The organism is Companilactobacillus sp. HBUAS56275, assembly GCF_036913655.1.
Lineage (GTDB): Bacteria > Bacillota > Bacilli > Lactobacillales > Lactobacillaceae > Companilactobacillus > Companilactobacillus pullicola.
Genome location: NZ_JAYKKK010000002.1, coordinates 545372 through 567686, shown reverse-complemented (window position 1 = coordinate 567686; position 22315 = coordinate 545372). Strand labels below are relative to the sequence as shown.

The window sequence follows — 22315 nt, the reverse complement described above, 5'->3', positions numbered from 1 at the left end:
ATTTGCTAAAAATTATTCAGCGTCAGGGTTTCCGCCATTCTTCTTGATAATATCAGCTTGAATAGACTTAGGAACCTTTTCGTAGTGATCCATTGTCATTGTAAATGTACCACGACCTTGTGTTGCTGAACGAAGTGTTGTAGCGTAACCAAACATTTCTGCTAGTGGAACGAAAGCATTGATAAGTTGTGCATTACCACGTGCTTCCATACCTTCAACACGTCCACGACGAGCAGTAACTTGTCCCATAACATCACCTAAGTATGATTCTGGTGTAACAATTTCAACCTTCATAATAGGTTCAAGAATTACGGCACCAGCAGTCTTAGCTGCATTACGTAGAGACATTGAAGCGGCAATCTTGAAGGCAGCTTCAGATGAATCGACTTCGTGGTATGAACCATCATACAACTTAGCCTTAACATCGATTAATGGATAACCGGCAAGAACACCGTTTTCCATAGCTTCTTTCAATCCTTGTTCTACTGAAGGGATGTATTCACGAGGAACAACACCACCGACGATAGCATCTTCGAATTCGAAGCCTTTACCTTCTTCATTAGGTGTAAATTCAACCCAAACATCACCATATTGACCTTTACCACCAGATTGACGAACGAACTTACCTTGAGCACTTGTTTGTTGAGTAAATGTTTCACGGTAAGCAACTTGTGGTTCACCAACTTTGGCAGCAACGTGGAATTCACGTTTCATACGATCAACCATGATATCCAAGTGCAATTCACCCATTCCGGCGATAAGAGTTTCACCAGTTTCAGGATTTGTTTCAGCTTGGAATGTAGGATCTTCTTCAGATAGTTTTTGGATAGCAATATCCATCTTATCTCTATCTTCCTTAGAATCAGGTTCGATAGAAACTTGGATAACTGGATCTGGAATATCCAATGATTCAAGAATCAATGGATCTGAAGGGTCAGTTAAAGAGTCACCAGTTGTAGTATTCTTCAAACCGATAACAGCAGCGATATCACCTGAGAATACTTCTGGGATTTCTTTACGGTGGTTAGAATGCATTTGTAGCAAACGACCAACACGTTCACGTTTGTCTTTTGTTGAGTTCAAGACATAAGAACCAGATTCTAGAGAACCTCTATATACACGAATGTATGTTAGACGACCAACGAATGGATCAGTGGCAATCTTGAATGCTAAACCAGCGAATGGTTTTGCATCATCAGCCATAAGTTCAACTTCTGAATCATCCTTTGGATTTGTAGCTTTATAAGGACGTACATCAAGTGGTGATGGTAGGTAATCAACAACCGCATCCATCAACATTTGAACACCCTTGTTCTTGAAGGCAGAACCAGCAAGAACTGGGAAGAATTTCAAATTGATAGTAGCCTTACGAATAGCTGCACGAATTTCATCGTTACTGATTTCTTCACCTTCAAGGTACTTGTCCATGATATCATCATCGACATCAGCAACGGCTTCGATCAATTCAGCACGCTTCTTTTTAGCTTCTTCAACGTAGTCAGCAGGAACATCAACTGTATCCCACTTTGTACCTAACTCATCTTCATCATAAAGATCAGCTTTCATTTCGATTAGATCGATAACACCTTCAAACTTGTCCTCAGCACCAATAGGCATTTGGATAGCATGAGCGTTAGCATCTAGTCTTTCATGAAGTGTTTCTACAGAGTAGTCAAAGTTAGCACCGATTTTATCCATCTTGTTAACAAAGACGATTCTTGGAACACCGTATGTTGAAGCTTGACGCCAAACATTTTCTGTTTGTGGTTCAACACCAGATTGAGCATCAAGAACTGTAATAGCACCATCTAGAACACGGAGTGAACGTTCAACTTCGATTGTGAAGTCAACGTGTCCTGGAGTATCAATAATATTGATACGGTTGTTCTTCCATTCAGCAGTTGTAGCAGCTGATGTGATAGTAATACCACGTTCTTGTTCTTGGGCCATCCAGTCCATTTGTGAAGCACCATCATGTGTTTCACCAATTTTGTGGATCTTACCAGTATAGTACAAGATACGTTCAGTAGTTGTAGTTTTACCGGCATCGATGTGGGCCATGATACCAATATTACGGGTATCTTTTAGTGGAAATTCACGTTTATTAGCCATGAAAAATTGTTTCTCCTCTCAAATTAACTAGTTTAAGTAACTAGATCCTACCAGCGATAGTGAGCGAATGCACGGTTAGCATCGGCCATCTTATGTGTATCTTCACGTTTCTTAACAGCAGCACCAGTATTGTTGGCTGCATCCATAATTTCATTTGCTAGACGTTCGTCCATTGTGTGTTCACCACGTAGACGAGCATAGCTTGTGATCCAACGAAGTCCAAGAGTTGTACGACGGTCTGGACGAACTTCGATAGGAATTTGATAGTTAGAACCACCGATACGGCGAGCCTTAACTTCAAGTACAGGCATAACATTGTTCATTGCTTCTTCAAACACGTCCAATGGTTCGTTACCTGTCTTATCCTTAATAATATCGAAAGCACGATATAAAATTGTTGAAGCAGTACCTCTTTTACCATCATACATCAAGTGGTTAATCAAACGAGTTACTAGCTTTGAGTTGTACATTGGATCTGGCAAAACATCACGTTTTGGAGCTCTACCTTTACGCATAAAAAATTCCTCCGTTATTACATTATTTCATTAAGAATGATTATTTATTGTTATTTCTTAGGCTTCTTAGCACCATATTTTGAACGACTTTGCATACGTCCATCAACACCGGCTGTATCTAAGGCACCACGAACAACGTGATAACGAACACCAGGTAGATCCTTTACACGTCCACCACGGACAAGGACAACACTATGCTCTTGTAGGTTGTGGCCAATACCAGGGATATATGCTGTTACTTCGATAAGGTTTGATAATCTAACACGGGCATACTTACGTAAAGCTGAGTTAGGTTTCTTAGGTGTCATTGTTCCGACACGAGTTGCAACACCACGTTTTTGTGGAGCTGGGTTCTTTGTAGCGACTTTCTTCATACTGTTGTAGCCGTAGTTCAATGCAGGTGCATCGGACTTAGAAGTTTGTGACTTACGGCCTTTGCGAACTAATTGATTAATTGTAGGCATTCAAAGTTCCTCCTAAAAATTTAAGTACACACATCCAGGTGGTTCATAATTTTGTAAAATAATAAACCACGTTAGTGGCGTACGTTATGAGCTTATATTTAAATAAACAAACTAATATTGCTGCCAATAAAAGCACGTCTACTAGAATACCATCTATAAAAAGCCATGTCAATGTAATCGCCTAAAAGTTATCCACAATTTCTCCGTAATTTAAAACGAGGTGATTGAAATGGAACTTTTTATACAAATAACTGTTTTTATTCTAGGAGCTTGCATTATCTCCTTCCTAAAAGTAATTGCACAAGACTATCCCAACATCAACTATGTCAGACGTTCACAGTGCGACTACTGTCACAGAATCTTACAATGGTATGAAATCATCCCTATAATAGGTTATTTCATAGTTCATGGTAAATGCTCTAGCTGCAAAAATCAAATTGATTTTAACAATCCACTGCAAGAATTTTTAGGCGGAATATTTATCTTGCTGGTTGTACAGTTTGGCAATTTAAATTATCTTCCTTTATTCATAACGCTTATTATTTTAGGCTTCAGCGATGCCTTCTATGGCTATATCTACCCTATTTTCTATCTACTGGCTCTCCCTACGATTATTTGGCACTTTTCCACCGTCCATTTTCTAACGGCTATTATCATTTATTTAAGCTTGTTCCTTTTAAATCGGAAATCATTAATCGGTTTGGGGGATGTTGAAGTTCTTACCATACTAGCTCTGGTTTTTGATTTAAACATCATCCTTAGAATTATTATCTTGGCCTGCTTGCTCTGTATCATCCAGTTTCTTTTCAATAAAAAAAGATCATATAGATTTATTCCCTATCTTACTATTGCAACAGGCATAATCTATCTGATCTTCTTATTTAAAACTTAGGTAAAATTTCTTGGAGTTTCATCCAGTTCACACATAATTCCCACCACTTAGCATCATAAGTGTTGTAGTCTCCACCATCGGGATGCTTTGTCACATATGTTGATAGCGATAGGCCGTGTCCACCTGAACCAAAGAGGTGCATTTCATAAGGGATTCCTAAGAGATCCATCTTTTGAGCATAGATGATTGAATTCATAACTGGCACTGTATCATCAGTAACTGTTTGCCAAATGAATGTTGGCTTACCATGTTTAGTTAAGTGTTCTTGTGCTTGCCAATAGTAAATATCAGGACTGATCTTCATTGACCATTCCTCATCTTTAGGCCAACCCAAAGTCATATCAATAACGGAATAGCCTAAAATATTAGCGGCTGGTTCTACTTCAAGATCATCTTTAAAAATCTTCTTGCGTTCATCTGGATTTAACATGATTGAATTAAAGTTAGCTACAATCTGGCCACCAGCAGAGAAACCGATTAAAACAACCTTGTTTAAATCAATATGATGACTCTCACTTTGTGTCTTTAACCAGTTCAAAGTCATAGCCATTTCTTGTAGTGCTAAAGGATAAACAGCTTTGCCATCTTCAATTAGTTGGTAATGCAATACTAAGGCATGCATTCCCGCTGCATTAAACTTCATTGCGATAGGTTGAGCTTCACGGTCTGAATGGAACTTAAAAGCACCACCTGGACAAATAATTGCCAATGGTTGATCAACCGGTTTATCAAAATCGGAAATAGGGTCTAACCAATAGGTATCTAAAGTAAACTTGCTATCTTCATAGGATAATTCTTGTTTTTGCAAAATACTTCCCCTCCCAAAATTTCTATCAATAACACCATTATACAAAAAAAGACGACCTCATCGGCCGTCTTTTTCATTTATTACTTATTTTTCTGATTTAGCTGCATCTTCAGCTTTCATTTGAGCTTCGATGTCAGAAATTGTGTAGGCACCATTCAAAGAGTTATCTGCCATAGGGCCAGTCTTCTTTGGTTCCATATGGTTGTACTTAGCCATACCAGTACCGGCAGGAATAAGTTTACCAATAATAACATTTTCCTTAAGACCAAGAAGTGGATCATTCTTACCACGAATTGAAGCATCAGTAAGAACTCTTGTTGTTTCCTGGAAGGAAGCGGCTGACAAGAAACTGTTTGTTTCAAGAGAAGCCTTAGTAATACCAAGAAGTACTGGACGTCCAGTAGCTGGAATACCACCATTGAACAATGTTTCACGGTTATGGTCAGTAAATTGTGAAATATCCATCAATTGACCAGGCAATACATCTGTATCACCAGGATCAAGAATGCGGATCTTTCTAAGCATTTGTCTAACCATAACCTCAAAGTGCTTATCAGAGATATCAACACCCTGCATACGGTAAACCTTTTGAACTTCAGCAAGTAAGTAGTTTTCTGTATGTAGAACGTTTGTAACTTTGATCAATTCCTTAGGATCAATTGAACCTTGTGTCAACTTACCACCACGTTTAACGTGATCACCTTCGGCAACCGCAACACTTGATGTATAAGGAACACTATATGTTCTAGTATCAATATCACCTTGAACAGTAATTTCCTTGGTGTGTTCTGCTGGGTTTTCATCGATGGCTGTAATTGTACCATCAACTTCTGAAATAACGGCAAGACCTTTAGGATTTCTAGCTTCAACAATTTCTTGAACACGAGGAAGTCCTTGAGTAATATCGTCACCACCAGCAACACCACCGGTATGGAAGTTACGCATAGTTAATTGTGTACCTGGTTCACCGATTGATTGAGCAGCAACAGTACCAACTGCTTCACCAATTTCAACTTCTTCACCAGTAGCAAGGTTACGACCGTAACATTTCTTACATACACCATGTTTTGTATCACATGTGAATGCTGAACGAATTGTAACGTGTGTAACACCAGCATCAACGACCTTTTGAGCCATTGTTTCATCCATCATGACACCACGAGGTACGATAACTTCGCCTGTCTTAGGATCTTTAACTGTCTTTTGTGTATAACGACCAACAAGTCTGTCATACAATGGTTCGATCATATCTGTACCTTCCATGATTGAACTTACAACAAGTCCACGGTCAGTACCACAATCTTCTTCACGAACAATAACATCTTGAGCAACATCAACCAAACGACGTGTCAAGTAACCTGAGTTAGCAGTCTTCAAGGCTGTATCAGTCATACCTTTACGAGCACCGTGGGTTGACATGAACATTTCCATGACAGATAGTCCTTCACGGAAGTTAGAAATAACAGGGATTTCCATCATACCACCGTTAGGAGCGGCCATAAGTCCACGCATACCAGCTAGCTGTGTAAAGTTTGAGATGTTACCACGGGCACCGGAGTCAGACATCATTGAAATAGGGTTTGTAGGATCAAAGGAATCGATCAACAATTGTTGAATTTCATCTTTTGTATCATTCCAAACACTGATAACACGGTCATGACGTTCAGTATCTGTAATAAGACCACGACGGAATTGCTTAGAAATTGAAGCAACTTGTTTGTGGGCCTTTTCGATAATTTCAGGTTTTTGAGTTAAGTTAGGAACATCTGTAACACCAACTGTCAAACCAGATAATGTACAAATTGTGTAACCTAATTCCTTCATATCATCAAGAAGTGATGATGTTCTTTGAACACGGTATACCTTAAAGATTTGAGCAATGATATCTGATAGATAACCACTCTTAAGTGGGTCTACTAGATCCATTTCATCAAGACGTTGGTGAATATCTTCACCTTTGCCTAGGAAGTACTTATCAGGAACACCATTCTTCAAATTGTCATCAGTTGGTTCATTCAAGTATGGGAAATCTTCTGGAAGAATTTCGTTAAAGATTACTTTACCAACACTAGTAATCATAACTTTATCTCTTTGATCATCCTTGAATGGTTTGTTAGGCATTGAATCAACAGCAATACCAATTCTTGTATGGTAATGAACGTCACCATTTAGTAAAGCTGTTTGAACTTCATTAGAATCCTTGAAGATCTTACCTTCACCAGTCATATGTCTTGTTTCAATTGTTAGATAGTAGTTACCTAAAACAACATCCTGTGAAGGTGTAACGATAGGCTTACCATCTTTAGGAGCAAGAATATGGTGAGCAGCAAGCATCAACATACGAGCTTCGGCTTGAGCTTCATCTGATAGTGGCACATGGATAGCCATCTGATCACCATCAAAATCGGCATTATAAGCTTCACAAGCAAGTGGATGTAAACGAATTGATTTACCATCAACCAATACAGGTTCAAAGGCTTGAATACCAAGTCTGTGAAGTGTAGGGGCACGGTTAAGAAGTACTGGACGTTCTTTGATAACGTCTTCTAGTACATCCCAAATGTCATCATCTTGTCTGTCGATCTTTCTTCTAGCATTCTTGACGTTAGAAGCAATCTCTCTCTTAACAAGTTCATGCATAACGAATGGTTTGAATAATTCCAAAGCCATTTCACGAGGTAATCCACATTGATAGAACTTCAATGTAGGACCAACATCGATAACTGAACGTCCTGAGTAGTCAACACGTTTACCAAGTAAGTTTTGACGGAAACGTCCTTGCTTACCTTTAAGCATATGTGAAAGTGACTTCAATGGACGATTACCAGGTCCTGTAACAGGACGGCCACGACGACCATTATCGATCAAAGCATCAACAGCTTCTTGCAACATTCTCTTTTCATTTTGAACAATGATGTTAGGAGCATGTAGATCCAACAATCTCTTAAGACGGTTATTTCTGTTGATAACACGACGGTACAAATCGTTCAAATCAGAAGTAGCGAAACGGCCACCTTCTAGTTGAACCATAGGACGAAGATCAGGTGGGATAACAGGAATTGCTTCCATTACCATCCATTCAGGTTTGTTACCTGATTTTTGGAAGGCACTTAAAATATCCAAACGTCTGATAGCACGTGTACGTTTTTGACCTTGAGCAGTCTTCAATGTTTCACGTAACTCTTTAACTTCAGAATCCATATCGACTTGTCTTAGAAGATCACGGATACCTTCAGCACCCATTTCAGCGACGAACTTGTTACCAAATTCTTCACGCTTCTTACGATATTCTGTTTCAGTCAATAATTGTTTCTTTTCTAGATCTGTTTCACCTGGATCGATAACTACGTATGATGCAAAGTAGATTACTTCTTCCAAGTTTCTTGGACTCATGTCCAATACGAGTCCCATACGTGATGGGATACCCTTAAAGTACCAGATATGTGATACAGGAGCTGCTAGTTCAATATGAGCCATACGTTCACGACGAACTTTTGAACGAGTAACTTCAACACCACAGCGGTCACAGACAATACCCTTATAACGGATACGTTTGTACTTACCACAGGCACATTCCCAGTCTTTAGTTGGTCCAAAGATTCTTTCATCGAATAGACCATCTTTTTCTGGTTTTAAAGTACGGTAGTTAATAGTTTCAGGTTTTTTAACTTCTCCATAAGACCAACTACGGATCTTATCAGGAGATGCTAAACCAATTTGCATACTATCGAATTTATTAACGTCTATCAAAAGGTAACCTCCCTACAGTTTTAACTAGTTTTCTGACTTTGTACTAGTTTCAGTTGAATCCTTTGATGCTTCAAGCTTCTTAGCTTCTTCTTCAGCACGTTTTTGTTCTTGTTGTTTAGCGAATTTAGATAAGGCGTCAACACTAACTGTATCTTCGTCATCATCCATATCTCTAAGTTCAATTTCTTTTTGATGTGCGTCTAGAACTTTCATGTCCAATCCAAGAGCTTGTAGTTCTTTGACAAGAACACGGAATGATTCAGGAACACCAGGTTTAGGAATACTTTCACCCTTAACGATAGCTTCATAAGTCTTTACACGACCAACAATATCATCTGACTTGTATGTCAAGATTTCTTGAAGTGTATATGCGGCACCATAAGCTTCAAGGGCCCAAACTTCCATTTCACCAAATCTCTGACCACCAAATTGTGCTTTACCACCAAGTGGTTGTTGAGTAACTAGTGAGTATGGTCCGATTGAACGAGCATGAAGTTTATCATCAACCATGTGAGCTAGTTTCAAGTAGTACATGACACCAACTGATACACGGTTCTTGAATGGTTCACCAGTACGTCCATCATAAAGGATTGACTTACCATCAGTATCCATATCAGCTTCTTTAACAATGTCCCAAAGTTCATCGTTACTTACACCATCGAAAACAGGTGTTGAAACGTGGATGCCAAGTTTTCTAGCAGCCATACCTAAGTGAAGATCTAGAACTTGTCCAATATTCATACGTGATGGAACACCCATTGGGTTCAATAGGATATCTACTGGAGTACCATCTGGCATGTAAGGCATATCTTCTTCTGGTACAACGATTGAAACAGTACCTTTGTTACCGTGACGACCAGACATCTTATCACCAACTTGAATCTTACGCTTTTGAGCGATGTAAACACGAACTAACATGTTAACACCAGGATCAAGTTCGTCTCCGGCTTCACGAGTGAAGACCTTAACATCTTGGATAATACCGCCACCACCATGTGGTACACGAAGTGAAGTATCACGAACTTCACGAGCCTTTTCACCAAAGATAGCATGTAGCAATCTTTCTTCGGCTGATAATTCTGTAACACCCTTAGGTGTAACTTTACCAACTAAGATATCGCCATCACGAACTTCAGCACCAACACGGATAATACCAAATTCGTCAAGATCCTTAAGTGAATCTTCACCAACGTTAGGAATTTCACGTGTGATTTCTTCAGGTCCAAGTTTTGTATCACGTGCTTCTGATTCATACTCTTCAATATGAATTGAAGTATATGCATCTTCACGTACTAGTTTTTCAGAAAGTACGATAGCATCTTCGTAGTTATACATATTCCATGTCATAAAGGCAATAAGTGGGTTTTGACCAAGAGCTAATTCACCATTTTCCATGGCAGGACCATCGGCAATGATGTCACCCTTCTTAACCTTTTCATCCTTACGAACGATAGGTCTTTGGTTGTAACTCTTACCATTATTTGAACGACGGAATTTAGTTACCTTATAAGTATCAGTTGTGCCATCTTCGTCACGTTTGATAGTAACTTGTTTAGCATCAACATATTCAACAACACCATCATGATCGGCTAATAAAGCAGCACCAGAATCATGAGCAGCAATGTATTCCATACCAGTACCAACTAGTGGTGCGTGTGGATTGATCAAAGGAACGGCTTGACGTTGCATGTTGGCACCCATCAAGGCACGGTTCGAATCATCATTTTCCAAGAAAGGAATACATGCAGTGGCTACAGAAACTACTTGCTTAGGAGAAACGTCCATGTAATCGACTTTTTCTGGAGTAGTTTCAATGTTGTCATCCTTGTGACGAGCCAAGATTGTGTTGTCAGCAAATGAACCATCGTCTTCCAATGGTGTATTAGCTTGAGCAACAACATAGTTATCTTCTTCGTCAGCAGTTAAGTAATCGATCTTATCAGTTACTTTGTGAGTATCCCATGAAACACGACGATATGGTGTTTCGATGAAACCATATTTATTAATAATAGCGTATGAAGCCAAGTTATTAATAAGTCCGATATTAGGACCTTCTGGTGTTTCAATAGGACACATACGACCATAGTGAGTATAGTGAACATCACGAACTTCATATCCGGCACGATCACGAGTCAAACCACCAGGTCCAAGAGCTGATAGACGACGCTTGTGTTCTAGTTCTCCAAGTGGATTAGTTTGATCCATGAATTGTGACAATTGTGATGAACCAAAGAATTCCTTAATTGAAGCAACAACAGGTCTGATATTGATCAATTGTTGAGGTGTAACAGTAGCTGAGTCTTGAATTGACATTCTTTCACGTACAACACGTTCCATACGTGATAAACCAATACGGAATTGGTTTTGTAGCAATTCACCAACTGAACGAATACGACGGTTACCCAAGTGATCAATATCATCTGTTGTACCGATGTTTTCTTTCAAGTTTAAGAAGTAGTTAATACCAGCTAAAATATCAGCAGGAGTAATTGTACGGTTTTCTTCTGGAATATGACCGTTACCAATAATATTAACAACTTTTTCATTGTCAGCTTCTGAATAGATCTTAATAATTTGAACGGTGATTGGGTCTGTCAAGACACCTTCGTCAGAAGGATTCAATGTAACTGTCTTGAAGTCATCTCTTTCAAGATATGGGCTCAATTTGCTCATAGCATCACGGTCAATTACAGTGTCCTTAGCTAAAACAACTTCACCTGTATCAGGGTCAGCTAAAGTTTCAGCCAAAGTCTTGTTCAAAAGTCTTGTCTTAAGATTTAACTTCTTATTGATCTTATAACGACCAACAGGAGCTAAGTCATATCTACGTGGGTCAAAGAATCTAGCATATAGCAATGAACGTGAACTATCTGCAGTCTTTGGTTCACCAGGACGGAGTCTTTCATAGATATCCTTTAAGGCTTCTTCAACACGTGAATCGTTTGTATCTTTATGAACATCTTTTTCAAGTGTTAGGTTTAAAGTATCGTTTTCACCAAAAATATCAAGAATTTCTGAATCACTACCAAAGCCAAGTGCTCTAACTAGTTCAGAAATAGGTAATTTTCTAGTTCTATCAATTCTTACATAGCCAAGACCTTTGGCATCTGTTTCAAATTCCAACCATGCACCACGGTTAGGAATAACAGTTGTACCGTAGTTCTCACGACCATTTTTATCTGTGTCTTGATTGTAGTAAATACCAGGTGAACGTACTAATTGGGAAACAATTACACGTTCAGCACCGTTGATGATGAAAGTTCCTTCATCAGTCATGATAGGGAAATCACCAAAGAAAACATCTTGTGTCTTGATTTCACCAGTTTCATGATTAGTCAATTTCAATGTTACATGTAATGGTGCTGAGAAATTAGCGTCATGTGCTCTAGCTTCTTCAACAGTATATTTTGGTTCTAGTAACTTGTAACCGACGTATTCCAAAGAAAGGTTTCCAGCAAAATCATCGATTGGCATAATGTCGTCAAACATATCTTTTAGTCCTTCATCTAAGAACCATTTGTAAGAGTTTGTTTGAATGTCAATCAAATTTGGCAGTGGAAGTACTTCCTTGATCTTTGCATAACTACGACGAACACGGTGTGCACCATAATTAACGTTATGATAAGTCAAATTTTTCACCTCAACATATATTTTGTCCAAATCCAGACCTCAAATATTACAATTTGATTACAATTTGCCTGAAAACGTTTTTAAACCCTGTTTTAAGGCAAAAAAAAACCAAAAATAGAATCGAAAATCTATTTTTGTGTTTTTTTATTTAGCATAACCACGGACAATAGATCGCGGTCTGCAATTTGAACTATGAATCTCAAATGAAATAATACACTTAAGCACTCTTCATGTCAATAGTCAAGTCTATTATTTTTGATTAGATACTGCTTCTTTACTATTAGGGCTATCAACCGTTACAGTCAATTTACCCTTCTTGGATCCAACCTTAATTGAATCGCCAGCTTTAACGTGACCCATAAGTAACTGTTCACTAACTGGATCCTCAATTTCTCGTTGAATAGTTCTTCTCATTGGACGAGCACCATATTCAGGATTATAGCCATCCTTAACTAAATCACTATAAGCTGTCGGTGTGATAACCAACTTGATTTCTCTTTCAGCAAGACGTTTTCTCAAGTTATTACTCATGATCTTAGCAATATCCTTAAGTTGATCCTTATCAAGAGCCTTGAAGACGATTGTTTCATCAATACGATTCAAGAACTCAGGACGGAAGAAACGCTTCAATTCAGTATTAATACGTTCTTGCATTTCCTTGAAGTCATCATGAACATCCTTAGCACCGAAACCAACTGACTTATCGTCTTCCAATGATCTAGCACCTAAGTTAGAAGTCATGATAATGATCGTATTTCTAAAGTCGACTTTACGGCCCTTAGCATCTGTTAAAATACCATCATCTAGAACTTGCAATAAAATATTGAAGACATCTGGATGAGCTTTTTCAACTTCATCAAGTAAAACAACTGAATAAGGTTCATTTCTAACTTTCTCAGTCAATTGACCACCATCATCAAAGCCAACATATCCAGGTGCTGAACCGATCAATTTAGAAGTACTGTATTGTTCCATATATTCAGACATATCTACACGAATCAAATTGTCTTCAGAGCCAAACATTACCTCAGCGATAGACTTAGCCAGCTCTGTCTTACCAACACCAGTAGGTCCTAAGAACATAAATGAACCGATTGGACGATTAGGATCTTTCATACCACTTCTGGCACGACGGATAGCACGAGAAACGGCATTAATAGCATCATTTTGTCCAATAACACGCTTGTGGAGTTCCTTTTCAAGGTTAAGTAGTTTTTCACTCTCTTTACGAGTAATTTGCTTAACTGGAACGCCTGTCCACTCTGCAATAATCTCAGCAATATCATTTGCTGTTACAACAGGTTTCTTTTGTGTTGATTTCTTGTCATTTAATTTAGCAATGTCTTCTTGAACAGTTTGTTCTTGTTCACGAATCTTAGCAGCTTTTTCAAAGTCTTGATCTAAGATGGCATTATTCTTGTCATCCATCAACTTCATAGCTTTATCTGTTAATTCTTCAAGATCATTGTTCTTAGATACATTGTGGATTCTAACTTTTGCAGAAGCTTCATCCATTAAATCAATTGCCTTATCAGGCAAGAAACGGTTAGTTAAGTAACGTGTTGAAAGGCGAACTGCAGCTTCAACAGCTTCATCAGAAATTGTTAAGCCATGATGTTGCTCATATCTTGGACGAAGTCCTGTCAAAATTTTTACAGAATCTTCAGCGGTTGGCTCTTCAACATAAACCTTGGCAAAACGACGCTCTAAGGCTGTATCCTTCTCAATATACTTTTGATACTCATTAGATGTTGTTGCACCGATCAATTGTAGTTCACCACGGGCTAAAGCGGGCTTCAAAATATTCGAAGCATCAATAGCACCTTCAGCTCCACCGGCACCGATCAAAGTATGCAACTCATCGATAAAGAGAATAACATGCTTATCTTCGTAAATTTCTTTAATAACTTTCTTTAAACGGTCTTCAAACTCACCACGATATTTAGTACCGGCTACTAATGAACCCATATCTAACATCATGATACGCTTGCCTTGCATATCTAATGGAACTTCTTTTTTAACGATAGCAATAGCTAAACCTTCAGCAATAGCTGTCTTACCAACACCAGGTTCACCAACTAGTACCGGATTATTCTTTGTACGACGACTCAAAATTTGAATCGTACGGTCAACTTCTTTTTTACGACCAATAACAGGGTCAATTTGGTTCTCACGAGCCAATTTAGTTAAGTCACGAGCTAAAGAATCCAAAGTTGGAGTTCCACCCTGTGATTGTTGGTTCTTTTGTTTATTTAAATTAGCGGCAAAACCACGACGAGCAGCCTTATTTGACATACCCATCTTGTTTAATAGTAATGACTTAGTCTTAGCCAAGCTCAGTCCTAAATTAACCAAAATACGGTTAGCCAAATTATCGGCATCGTCGAGGATTGCTAATAAGACGTGTTCCGTACCAATACGGTTGGCCTTATATAGGTTAGAATCTTCTTCCGCATTATTCAGGATCATTTGTCCCTTAGGAGAATATGGTAGATAGATTCCCTTAGCAGTATTAGATGAGACATCCCCATAACCTGTCAGATGTTCAATCTCCTCTTCAACATCTCGATCACTTACAGCTAGATCTCTCAAAGTAATACCGGCAATACCATCATTTTCCATTACTAACCCAAGGAGAATATGTTCTGTACCAACGGCATTATGATGAAACGTCTTGGCTTGTTCTTGAGCTAAAACTAGTGCATTCTTGGCGCTTTCGGTAAATACTTTGTCCATTAATGTTACCTCTACTTTTTAAGTGTCTGTTTAGAAAGTATAATTATGTTTCAAAAAAAAGCAATTATTTCATCTTACAAAATATAAATTAGTTAATAATTCTTCAGATATTGCCTCCAATAGAATCCTAACACATTCATGAGATTTATAATTGTTTCCTGACTTCAAAATAGTCTTTAGAGAACGAAAAAAGGTAACTAATTCATTTTCAGAATTAATTACCTTTTTAAACTTATCATGAGATCGGGAAAACAAGATTCGAACTTGCGGCCTTCACGTCCCGAACGTGACGCTCCACCAAGCTGAGCTATTTCCCGAACCTCTCTCTAAGCGGAAGACGGGATTCGAACCCGCGACCCCCACCATGGCAAGGTGATGTTCTACCACTGAACTACTTCCGCATTATGACTATGCCGACTAGAGGATTCGAACCTCCGACCCCCTGTTTACAAGACAGATGCTCTGCCAACTGAGCTAAGTCGGCATTATGCCAAACGACATTAATATAATACACAATAACCAATCTTTTTGCAAGACCAATTATCAATACGGGTGAAAGGACTTGAACCTTCATGTCCACTGGACACTAGAACCTAAATCTAGCGCGTCTGCCAATTCCGCCACACCCGCAAAAAACTAAATGATTTCCACTAAGCATTTTGCTTAATGGAGGATACAGGGATCGAACCTGTGACCTCCTGCTTGTAAGGCAGATGCTCTCCCAGCTGAGCTAATCCTCCATAGTGTTTCCTGTTCGAAACAACTATATTATTATACCTATTGAATACAAACATTGTCAACGAAAATTTGTAAAAAAAAATTCGATATAGAATTCTTACGAATTCATACCGAATTTTCTGATTTTGGGATTATAAATTTTTTAGTGCTTATTTAATATCGTTAGCACTGATCCATTCGTTAGTTGCAACACGATACATCTTTTGACCGTTGATTGTAGCTGAATTATCAGTTAACCAGGCAGTATTGTTACCTAAAATACGATTAGTAATAAGTTTGCCTTCACCAGTGTATAGACGTACTTGTTTATTAGTTGTAACAGTTTCTTTAAGTGGAGTAACTTCCAAACCGTCAGCTAGCTTAACCCATTCGTTTGTAGCAACACGTAGATAAGTAACACCATCAAGTGTCATTACCTTATCAACACGCCAGAATGAATTTTTACCAAGAACAAGGTTAGTTGCCTTATTGCCATTATCATCAAATAGACTTATTGGACCATTTGGTAAGACGTAGAAGGTTGAAGTGTGATCTGAAACTGACTTCTTTTGTGTTGTTTCTGGTTTGCTTGGTTCAACGTAATTGCCGCTATTAGTGTTTGGTAGTGGATCGTTAGTATTTTCAACTGCACCCGGTTGACCAAAGCTGTCCAAACCAATTGATGCAACTATCTTTGTATTGGATTTGATCTTATTACCATCTTTATCAGTGATTTCAGCAGATGTTAGTTTAGTACCATCTGCGCTGTATTTAATAGTTACATATTCGCTCTTAAGCGCTCTAAAAGTAACGGATCCATCTTTCAAAATAGGGACATTCCACTGAGCTGTATTTCTATCGAGCAAGATTTTATTTGTGTATTTATTAATTACATTTGTAATATCATCATTTAAAGCATGTAGAGTTTTAGCATCAGTATTACCAGTAGGAATCTTATCCTGAATAGCCGTTAATTCTTGTTTGTAACTATCAGTCAGTTTAGCCAATTCATCTGCCTTATCTGGACTTGTATAATACTGAGAAAGTGATGAATCTTCAGCAATTTCCTTTTTTAAACTATCCGTAGTAACAGTATCAGTAATTAATAAGTTATTATCTTTGTCAATGTCACCACTAAATATAACTTCCCCATCTTTATTTACTGATGCCTTTAATACAATAGAACTACTTGAGTTCTCACTTGCTGGAGCATAACCACTAGGCAATTTAATAATAATGTCTTCAGTATCGCCCTTTTTCAACGTTACTGTTTGAGCTGATAGCGTAATGTTTTCCTTTGTGCCACTAACAATAGCATTAGTAGGCGTACTTACTGTATAAGCAACATTTTCTAAGCTTAAATATAGATCACTATAAATGGTATCTCTAGTTTGATCATCAGTCGCAGCGGCTGCTTTTGCTGTGTATTCTTCCTTCAAATTCTTAAGAGTGGTAATCTGAGCGTCTTTATAATTGCCAGATGAAATCTTAGTATCAATTGAAGCAATTTCTTTATCCAAATCTTTTTGGATAGCGCTCTTATCAGGAGTCTCTGTTTGGTCTCCGTTATCAGTCTCTGTTTCCCCATCTTTAGCTGGAGTTTCGACTTGTGTATCTTCCCCGTCGTTTCCATCAGCATGAACAGTAGTTTGTGATGCGGTAGCTCCAAGAGTTAGTGCGGCTAGTCCTAAAACGATTGGTCCGTAATACTTTTTCATATTTAAATCCCCTTATTAATTTATTTTGACTACAAATTAATATTAGCAAGCGCTAGCGACAATAAATGTCGTTTAACCCTTGAATAGAGGATTTTTTCAAAAAATTTATCAACAATAATTATAAATATCATATATTTTTACAAATCGTCGTCATTATCGTTATAAAGACAGTAAGTATCATATAAGGTTTTCTTTATATCATCGGCAATCGCCTTAGGTTTTACAACTCGTAATATCGTCGTTTCTCCCAATAACCACAATTTAACACCATCAGAATAGTTAACTTCAATTTCAATTAAATTAACCGAAAAGGGAAACTTATTAGGCTTATCAAGCTTTCTTATTACTCGACAGTTTGGAAACTTATCTTTGATATATTCAATATACCCATAGTATTCAAAATAGATATGTGTGGGTTTTCCCATGTATCCATAAAGATTGTGTTCGGCTTCTTTTCCATGGTCTATTCGTTCAGTGTGCTCAATATTTAATTTCACTTTAATTGGTTCAATATTATCCATCCAATCAATTCGATATGTCACATATTGATGAGTCTGTTTTTCCATCCCCACCAAGAAAAAGTAATAATTATCAAAGAACGTATGGACTGGCAATAATTCGACTATTTCAGTCTTAGTCTTTTCCTGCTGCTCATGGTTGGTATATTGGAATTCAATTTTAGTTTGATGATAAATATATTGTTCCAATTGCCACAATTTTTGCTGTCGATCACTCTTATCATCAATATAAAGTTCCGATAATCTTTCACTGGCAACGGATGCCTTAACAATTTTACGATTCTCAATGCCAACCATATTAATCATCTTGTCGACTAATTTGCGTAACTCTTTCTCATTCAGCGACCGACTGGCAATTAGGATTTTAATAAGTACTAGGATTTCATCCTCTTTTAAAAATAGTTTTTGGCAAACTGTATGGTAACGGCCATCCTTTTTGAAAGTAAAATATTTACTCAAAGTAACATTTCGATCAAATTCTAATTCAATCTTTTCAATTGCACGTTGAACATTTCGAATATTGGTATCCATCCGTTCTGCAATCTCACGGTTCAACAGCGGTTTGTTCTCTAATAGCAAAAAAAATATTTCTAGTGTTAAATTCATATTTATCCCCTCAAATAAATCTCTTACTCATATTTTATACATCAATGGCGACCGAATATGTCGTTTTATTTTGGAATAATTAAAAGTACGAAAAAAAATACCCGTGTGACAACCTTTTTTAGTTGTTACACGGATATTTTTGTTTTATTTGTAAATAACCATTGTTCTTTGTTGAACAGTGGAAACGAGCTGCGCAGGCCAATTTCTTCCGGTCAAGTCAACTATCTTTCGCTGCCGACTGAGATAGTAGTCTTGATCCTCGGAAATTCCCAGGCCTGCTTCGCTCTCTGCTCTCTATTCTTCGTTATTAGTATTATCTTCAGGTCTCATAGTTGGGAACAAGATGACATCACGAATTGATGGTGCATCTGTTAGCAACATTACTAGTCTATCAATACCGATACCTAGTCCACCTGTTGGTGGCATACCATATTCCATAGCTTCAACGAAGTCGTTATCAATATGTTCGGCTTCATCATTACCTTTTTCACGTTCAGCAGCTTGTGCTTCAAAACGTTCCTTTTGATCAATAGGATCATTTAATTCAGTAAAGGCATTACCAAATTCATGGCCTAAGATGTAAACTTCGAAACGATCTGTAAAGTTAGGGTTTTCTTTACTCTTCTTAGCAAGTGGTGAAACTTCCAAAGGATATTCGTAAACGAATGTAGGTTCCTTTAGTGTGTCTTCAACGAATTCTTCAAAGAATTCAGCGATGATGTGTCCAACACCCCAGAAGTCTTCGTACTTAACACCTTTTTCATCAGCTAACTTGCGTGCTTGTTCAAGATCCATATCTTGGCTGAAATCAATTCCTGTTTGTTCCTTGATTGCATCAACCATCTTGATACGCTTGAATGGCTTGCTCAAATCAATTTCTTCACCTTGATAAGTTACTTGTTGTGTACCATTGGCTTTTTGAGCGGCATGTCTGAAGAGTCCTTCGACTTCTTTCATAACATCTGTCATATCCCAATATGCAGCATATGTTTCTAGTGAAGTATATTCAGGGTTATGTTGTGTATCCAAACCTTCGTTACGGAAGGCACGTCCAATTTCATAAACTCTTTCAAAGCCACCGACGATTAATCTCTTAAGTGGTAATTCAAGAGCAATACGGAGATACATTTGCATATCCAAAGCATTGTGGTGTGTGATAAATGGTCTAGCACTAGCACCACCAGCTTGAGTATTTAGAACAGGAGTTTCAACTGACATGAAGCCCTCGCCGTCTAAATATTCACGAACAGCGGAAATGATCTTTGTACGTTTCTTGAAACGTTCGAAACTATCTTGGTTAGCAATTAGATCCAAATATCTTTGACGATAAATTTGTTCAACATTTGTTAAACCATGGAATTTATCAGGCAATGGACGTAATGATTTTGATAGCATCGTTACATGAGTGGCTTTGACAGTCAATTCACCCATATCTGTCTTCATGATTTCACCGTGGATACCTAGATGATCACCGATATCAGCACGTTTGAAGATATGATAATTTTCTTCGCCAACAACATCTTTACGAACATAAATTTGAATTCTGCCACTTCTATCACGTAGATCAGCAAAACCAACTTTACCCTTACCACGTTTTGACATCATACGACCAGCAATAACAACTGGTAAGTCTTGTTCTTCAAGAACATCCTTATCCTCATCACCATACTTGTCATGGATCTCTTGAGCCAATGCAGTTCTTTCAAATCTTGAACCGAATGGATCAACGCCTTCGTCATAAAGTTCTTGTAGCTTTTCACGTCTGACCCTCAATTGGTCATTCATGACTCTAGTCTTTTTTATTTCTTCTTTGGTTGGTTGCTTTTTCTTATTCTCGTTACTCAAAATTTTCCCCCTGTCTACGAAATTCTTGAAGATTTCGCTTCTCTCTTCTCGTAACTTTCAACAAATTGATCTAATGTGTCGAACACTTCTTGCATGGAATCTTCTTCCACTACTTTAGCACGTGTTCTTACTGCATGGGGAATCCCCTTTAGATAATATGCTGCCTGTTGACGAAATTCTGGAACACCAACATGCTCACCTTTTAAGTCTACCAGACGTTGGAGTTGAAGTTTAGCTATATTAATTTTTTCTGGAACGCTTGGTTCTGGCAATAATTCTCCAGTTTCTAAATAATGGTTCATCGCATTTAAGCGCCATAAGTTGCCAAGTACAGCACGACCGACCATAGCGGCATCTGCCCCCACTTCTTCGATCATTGTCTTAGCGTCTTGGGGTGTTTTGATATCGCCATTACCCATAAATGGAATGGAAACATTTTGTGCTACCTCGTGTAAGATATCCCAATTGGCATGTCCCATATACATCTGAGATTTAGTACGACCATGCATTGCAATTGCTGATGCTCCACCTTCTTGAGCGGCCAAAGCATTCTCAACTGCCAAAATATGATCATCATCCCAACCAGTTCTCATCTTCACAGTTAACGGCTTAGAAATTGCTGAACTTACAGCTTTTACAGCCTCATAAAGATGATCTGGATCTCTTAACCAGCAAGAACCTGCACCTGTCTTTGTAACTTTCTTAACCGGACAACCCATGTTGATATCAATAATATCAGCACTGGTATTATCATCAACAAACTTAGCTGCCTGAACTAATGATTCAACAGTACCACCGAAAATTTGAATACTGACCGGATGTTCCTTAGGATCAACAAACATCATACCTAGTGTCTTCTCATTTCGATATTTAATACCTTGATCACTGATCATTTCACAAACAGTTAAACCTGCACCAAACTCTCTTGCAGTAACTCGAAAAGCCGAATTAGTTATTCCAGCCATTGGAGCGACAACAATTTGATTAGGAATTGTTACATTGCCTATTTTCCATTCCATACTTTTTACCTCAAATTATTAACTACAACTTGCAATAATAACAAATTTTCTATTCATATGGCAAACATGATTAACCTTTGGTTGCAATAATTTCTTTCAACTCATCTTCACTGAATTGATATTTGTTACCACAAAACTTGCAAACAGCTTCTGCACCATGATCTTCATCAATCATAGCTTGCAAATTATCTTTAGATAAAGTTGCTAATGATTTAGAAAAACGTTCTTTAGAACAGTCACATTGGAATTGAACTGGCATTTCTTCCAAAACCTTCATTTCAATTCCATTCATAATTTTATCTAACACTTCATTATTACTTAGACCCTCATTAAGAAGTGTTGATAAGTTAGGTACCACTTTCAAATTAGCTTCAATTTGAGAAATATCCTTATCAGTAGCTCCTGGCAATGTTTGAACTAGGAATCCACCGGCAGCTCCAACTTTTTCGTTTGGTTCAACAAAGACTGATACTCCGATTGCTGAAGGAATTTGCTCCGACTTAGCCATATAATAGGCAAAATCCATGCCGATTTCACCAGAAACTAGTGGAACTTCACCAGTAAAAGGTTTCTTCATATGTAAATCTTTAGTAATACTCAATGTACCATTTTTACCAACGGCAGCTTGAACATCAATATGACCATCTTCACGTGCTTTTAGACTAACATGTGGATTAGTAATATAGCCCTTAGTATTTCCCTTAGCATCGGCATCAACGACAATTGCACCAACTGGGCCATCGCCTTGAACTCTCGTTGTTAAAACTTCATCTTCTTTAAGAGTTGAAGTAGCCACTAAGATTGAGCCAATCATCGTTCTACCTAGTGCCGCACTGGAGTTTCTCCAAGTATCGTGCCTCTTTTGTGCTTCTTGAATTGTTTGAGTCGCATTAACTACATAAACTCTAAACTTTCCATTTTTAGAAACTGATTTAGTTAAAATATCAGCCATAGTTTCCTCCGTTCAAAAAAGCGACTCATACGA

13 protein-coding genes and 5 tRNA genes are annotated in these 22315 nt (G+C 38.0%); 1 reads left to right on the top strand and 17 read right to left on the bottom strand.

Features of this window, described 5'->3' with window-relative positions; all coding sequences use genetic code 11:
* Nucleotides 1-12 precede the first annotated feature (12 nt).
* Genes fusA through rpsL form a run of 3 tightly spaced genes read right to left on the bottom strand, consistent with a single transcriptional unit; the run spans nucleotide 13 to nucleotide 3091 of the window.
* Nucleotides 13-2112, bottom strand: a complete 2100-nt coding sequence (fusA, locus tag U8526_RS06230; RefSeq protein WP_334341102.1) for an elongation factor G — start codon at nucleotides 2110-2112, stop codon at nucleotides 13-15.
* Between the two features lie 47 nt (nucleotides 2113-2159).
* Nucleotides 2160-2627, bottom strand: a complete 468-nt coding sequence (gene rpsG, locus U8526_RS06225) for a 30S ribosomal protein S7 (RefSeq protein WP_010018510.1) — start codon at nucleotides 2625-2627, stop codon at nucleotides 2160-2162.
* A 50-nt stretch (nucleotides 2628-2677) separates the two neighbouring features.
* Nucleotides 2678-3091 carry a 30S ribosomal protein S12 gene (gene rpsL, locus U8526_RS06220; protein WP_010018509.1) on the bottom strand — a complete coding sequence of 138 codons (414 nt, stop codon included), beginning with the start codon at nucleotides 3089-3091 and terminating at the stop codon, nucleotides 2678-2680.
* 229 nt (nucleotides 3092-3320) lie between these two features.
* Here rpsL and U8526_RS06215 point away from each other — a divergent pair, with 229 nt between their 5' ends.
* The gene (locus U8526_RS06215) at nucleotides 3321-3983 is read left to right on the top strand and encodes a prepilin peptidase (protein WP_334341101.1); all 663 of its coding nucleotides are present in this window, start codon (nucleotides 3321-3323) and stop codon (nucleotides 3981-3983) included.
* Here U8526_RS06215 and U8526_RS06210 read toward each other — a convergent pair.
* The 14 genes from U8526_RS06210 to hslO all read right to left on the bottom strand — a co-directional run bounded on the left by U8526_RS06210 (nucleotide 3973) and on the right by hslO (nucleotide 22282).
* Entirely contained in the window at nucleotides 3973-4791 is an 819-nt protein-coding gene (locus U8526_RS06210; protein ID WP_334341100.1) for an alpha/beta hydrolase, read from the bottom strand. The two genes, U8526_RS06215 and U8526_RS06210, sit on opposite strands and share 11 nt — an antisense overlap.
* A gap of 84 nt (nucleotides 4792-4875) precedes the next feature.
* Complete coding sequence (rpoC, locus tag U8526_RS06205) at nucleotides 4876-8541, bottom strand: DNA-directed RNA polymerase subunit beta' (protein ID WP_334341099.1); 3666 nt, start codon at nucleotides 8539-8541, stop codon at nucleotides 4876-4878.
* A gap of 24 nt (nucleotides 8542-8565) precedes the next feature.
* Nucleotides 8566-12171, bottom strand: a complete 3606-nt coding sequence (gene rpoB / locus U8526_RS06200; protein WP_334341149.1) for a DNA-directed RNA polymerase subunit beta — start codon at nucleotides 12169-12171, stop codon at nucleotides 8566-8568.
* A gap of 249 nt (nucleotides 12172-12420) precedes the next feature.
* Entirely contained in the window at nucleotides 12421-14907 is a 2487-nt protein-coding gene (locus U8526_RS06195) for an ATP-dependent Clp protease ATP-binding subunit (RefSeq protein WP_334341098.1), read from the bottom strand.
* Between the two features lie 243 nt (nucleotides 14908-15150).
* Nucleotides 15151-15224, bottom strand: a tRNA-Pro gene (locus U8526_RS06190).
* A gap of 12 nt (nucleotides 15225-15236) precedes the next feature.
* A tRNA-Gly gene (locus U8526_RS06185) sits at nucleotides 15237-15308 on the bottom strand.
* 10 nt (nucleotides 15309-15318) lie between these two features.
* Nucleotides 15319-15391: transfer RNA gene (locus tag U8526_RS06180), tRNA-Thr, on the bottom strand.
* 63 nt (nucleotides 15392-15454) lie between these two features.
* Nucleotides 15455-15537, bottom strand: a tRNA-Leu gene (locus tag U8526_RS06175).
* A gap of 37 nt (nucleotides 15538-15574) precedes the next feature.
* A tRNA-Val gene (locus tag U8526_RS06170) sits at nucleotides 15575-15647 on the bottom strand.
* 147 nt (nucleotides 15648-15794) lie between these two features.
* A complete protein-coding gene (locus U8526_RS06165; protein ID WP_334341097.1) occupies nucleotides 15795-17342 on the bottom strand; it encodes an SLAP domain-containing protein in 1548 nt (515 codons plus the stop codon).
* Between the two features lie 137 nt (nucleotides 17343-17479).
* Nucleotides 17480-18466, bottom strand: a complete 987-nt coding sequence (locus U8526_RS06160) for a helix-turn-helix transcriptional regulator (protein WP_334341096.1) — start codon at nucleotides 18464-18466, stop codon at nucleotides 17480-17482.
* A gap of 294 nt (nucleotides 18467-18760) precedes the next feature.
* Complete coding sequence (lysS, locus tag U8526_RS06155) at nucleotides 18761-20251, bottom strand: lysine--tRNA ligase (protein ID WP_334341148.1); 1491 nt, start codon at nucleotides 20249-20251, stop codon at nucleotides 18761-18763.
* 74 nt (nucleotides 20252-20325) lie between these two features.
* The gene (gene dusB, locus U8526_RS06150; protein ID WP_334341095.1) at nucleotides 20326-21330 is read right to left on the bottom strand and encodes a tRNA dihydrouridine synthase DusB; all 1005 of its coding nucleotides are present in this window, start codon (nucleotides 21328-21330) and stop codon (nucleotides 20326-20328) included.
* 70 nt (nucleotides 21331-21400) lie between these two features.
* Nucleotides 21401-22282 carry an Hsp33 family molecular chaperone HslO gene (hslO, locus tag U8526_RS06145; protein WP_334341094.1) on the bottom strand — a complete coding sequence of 294 codons (882 nt, stop codon included), beginning with the start codon at nucleotides 22280-22282 and terminating at the stop codon, nucleotides 21401-21403.
* Between the last annotated feature and the right edge of the window lie 33 nt (nucleotides 22283-22315).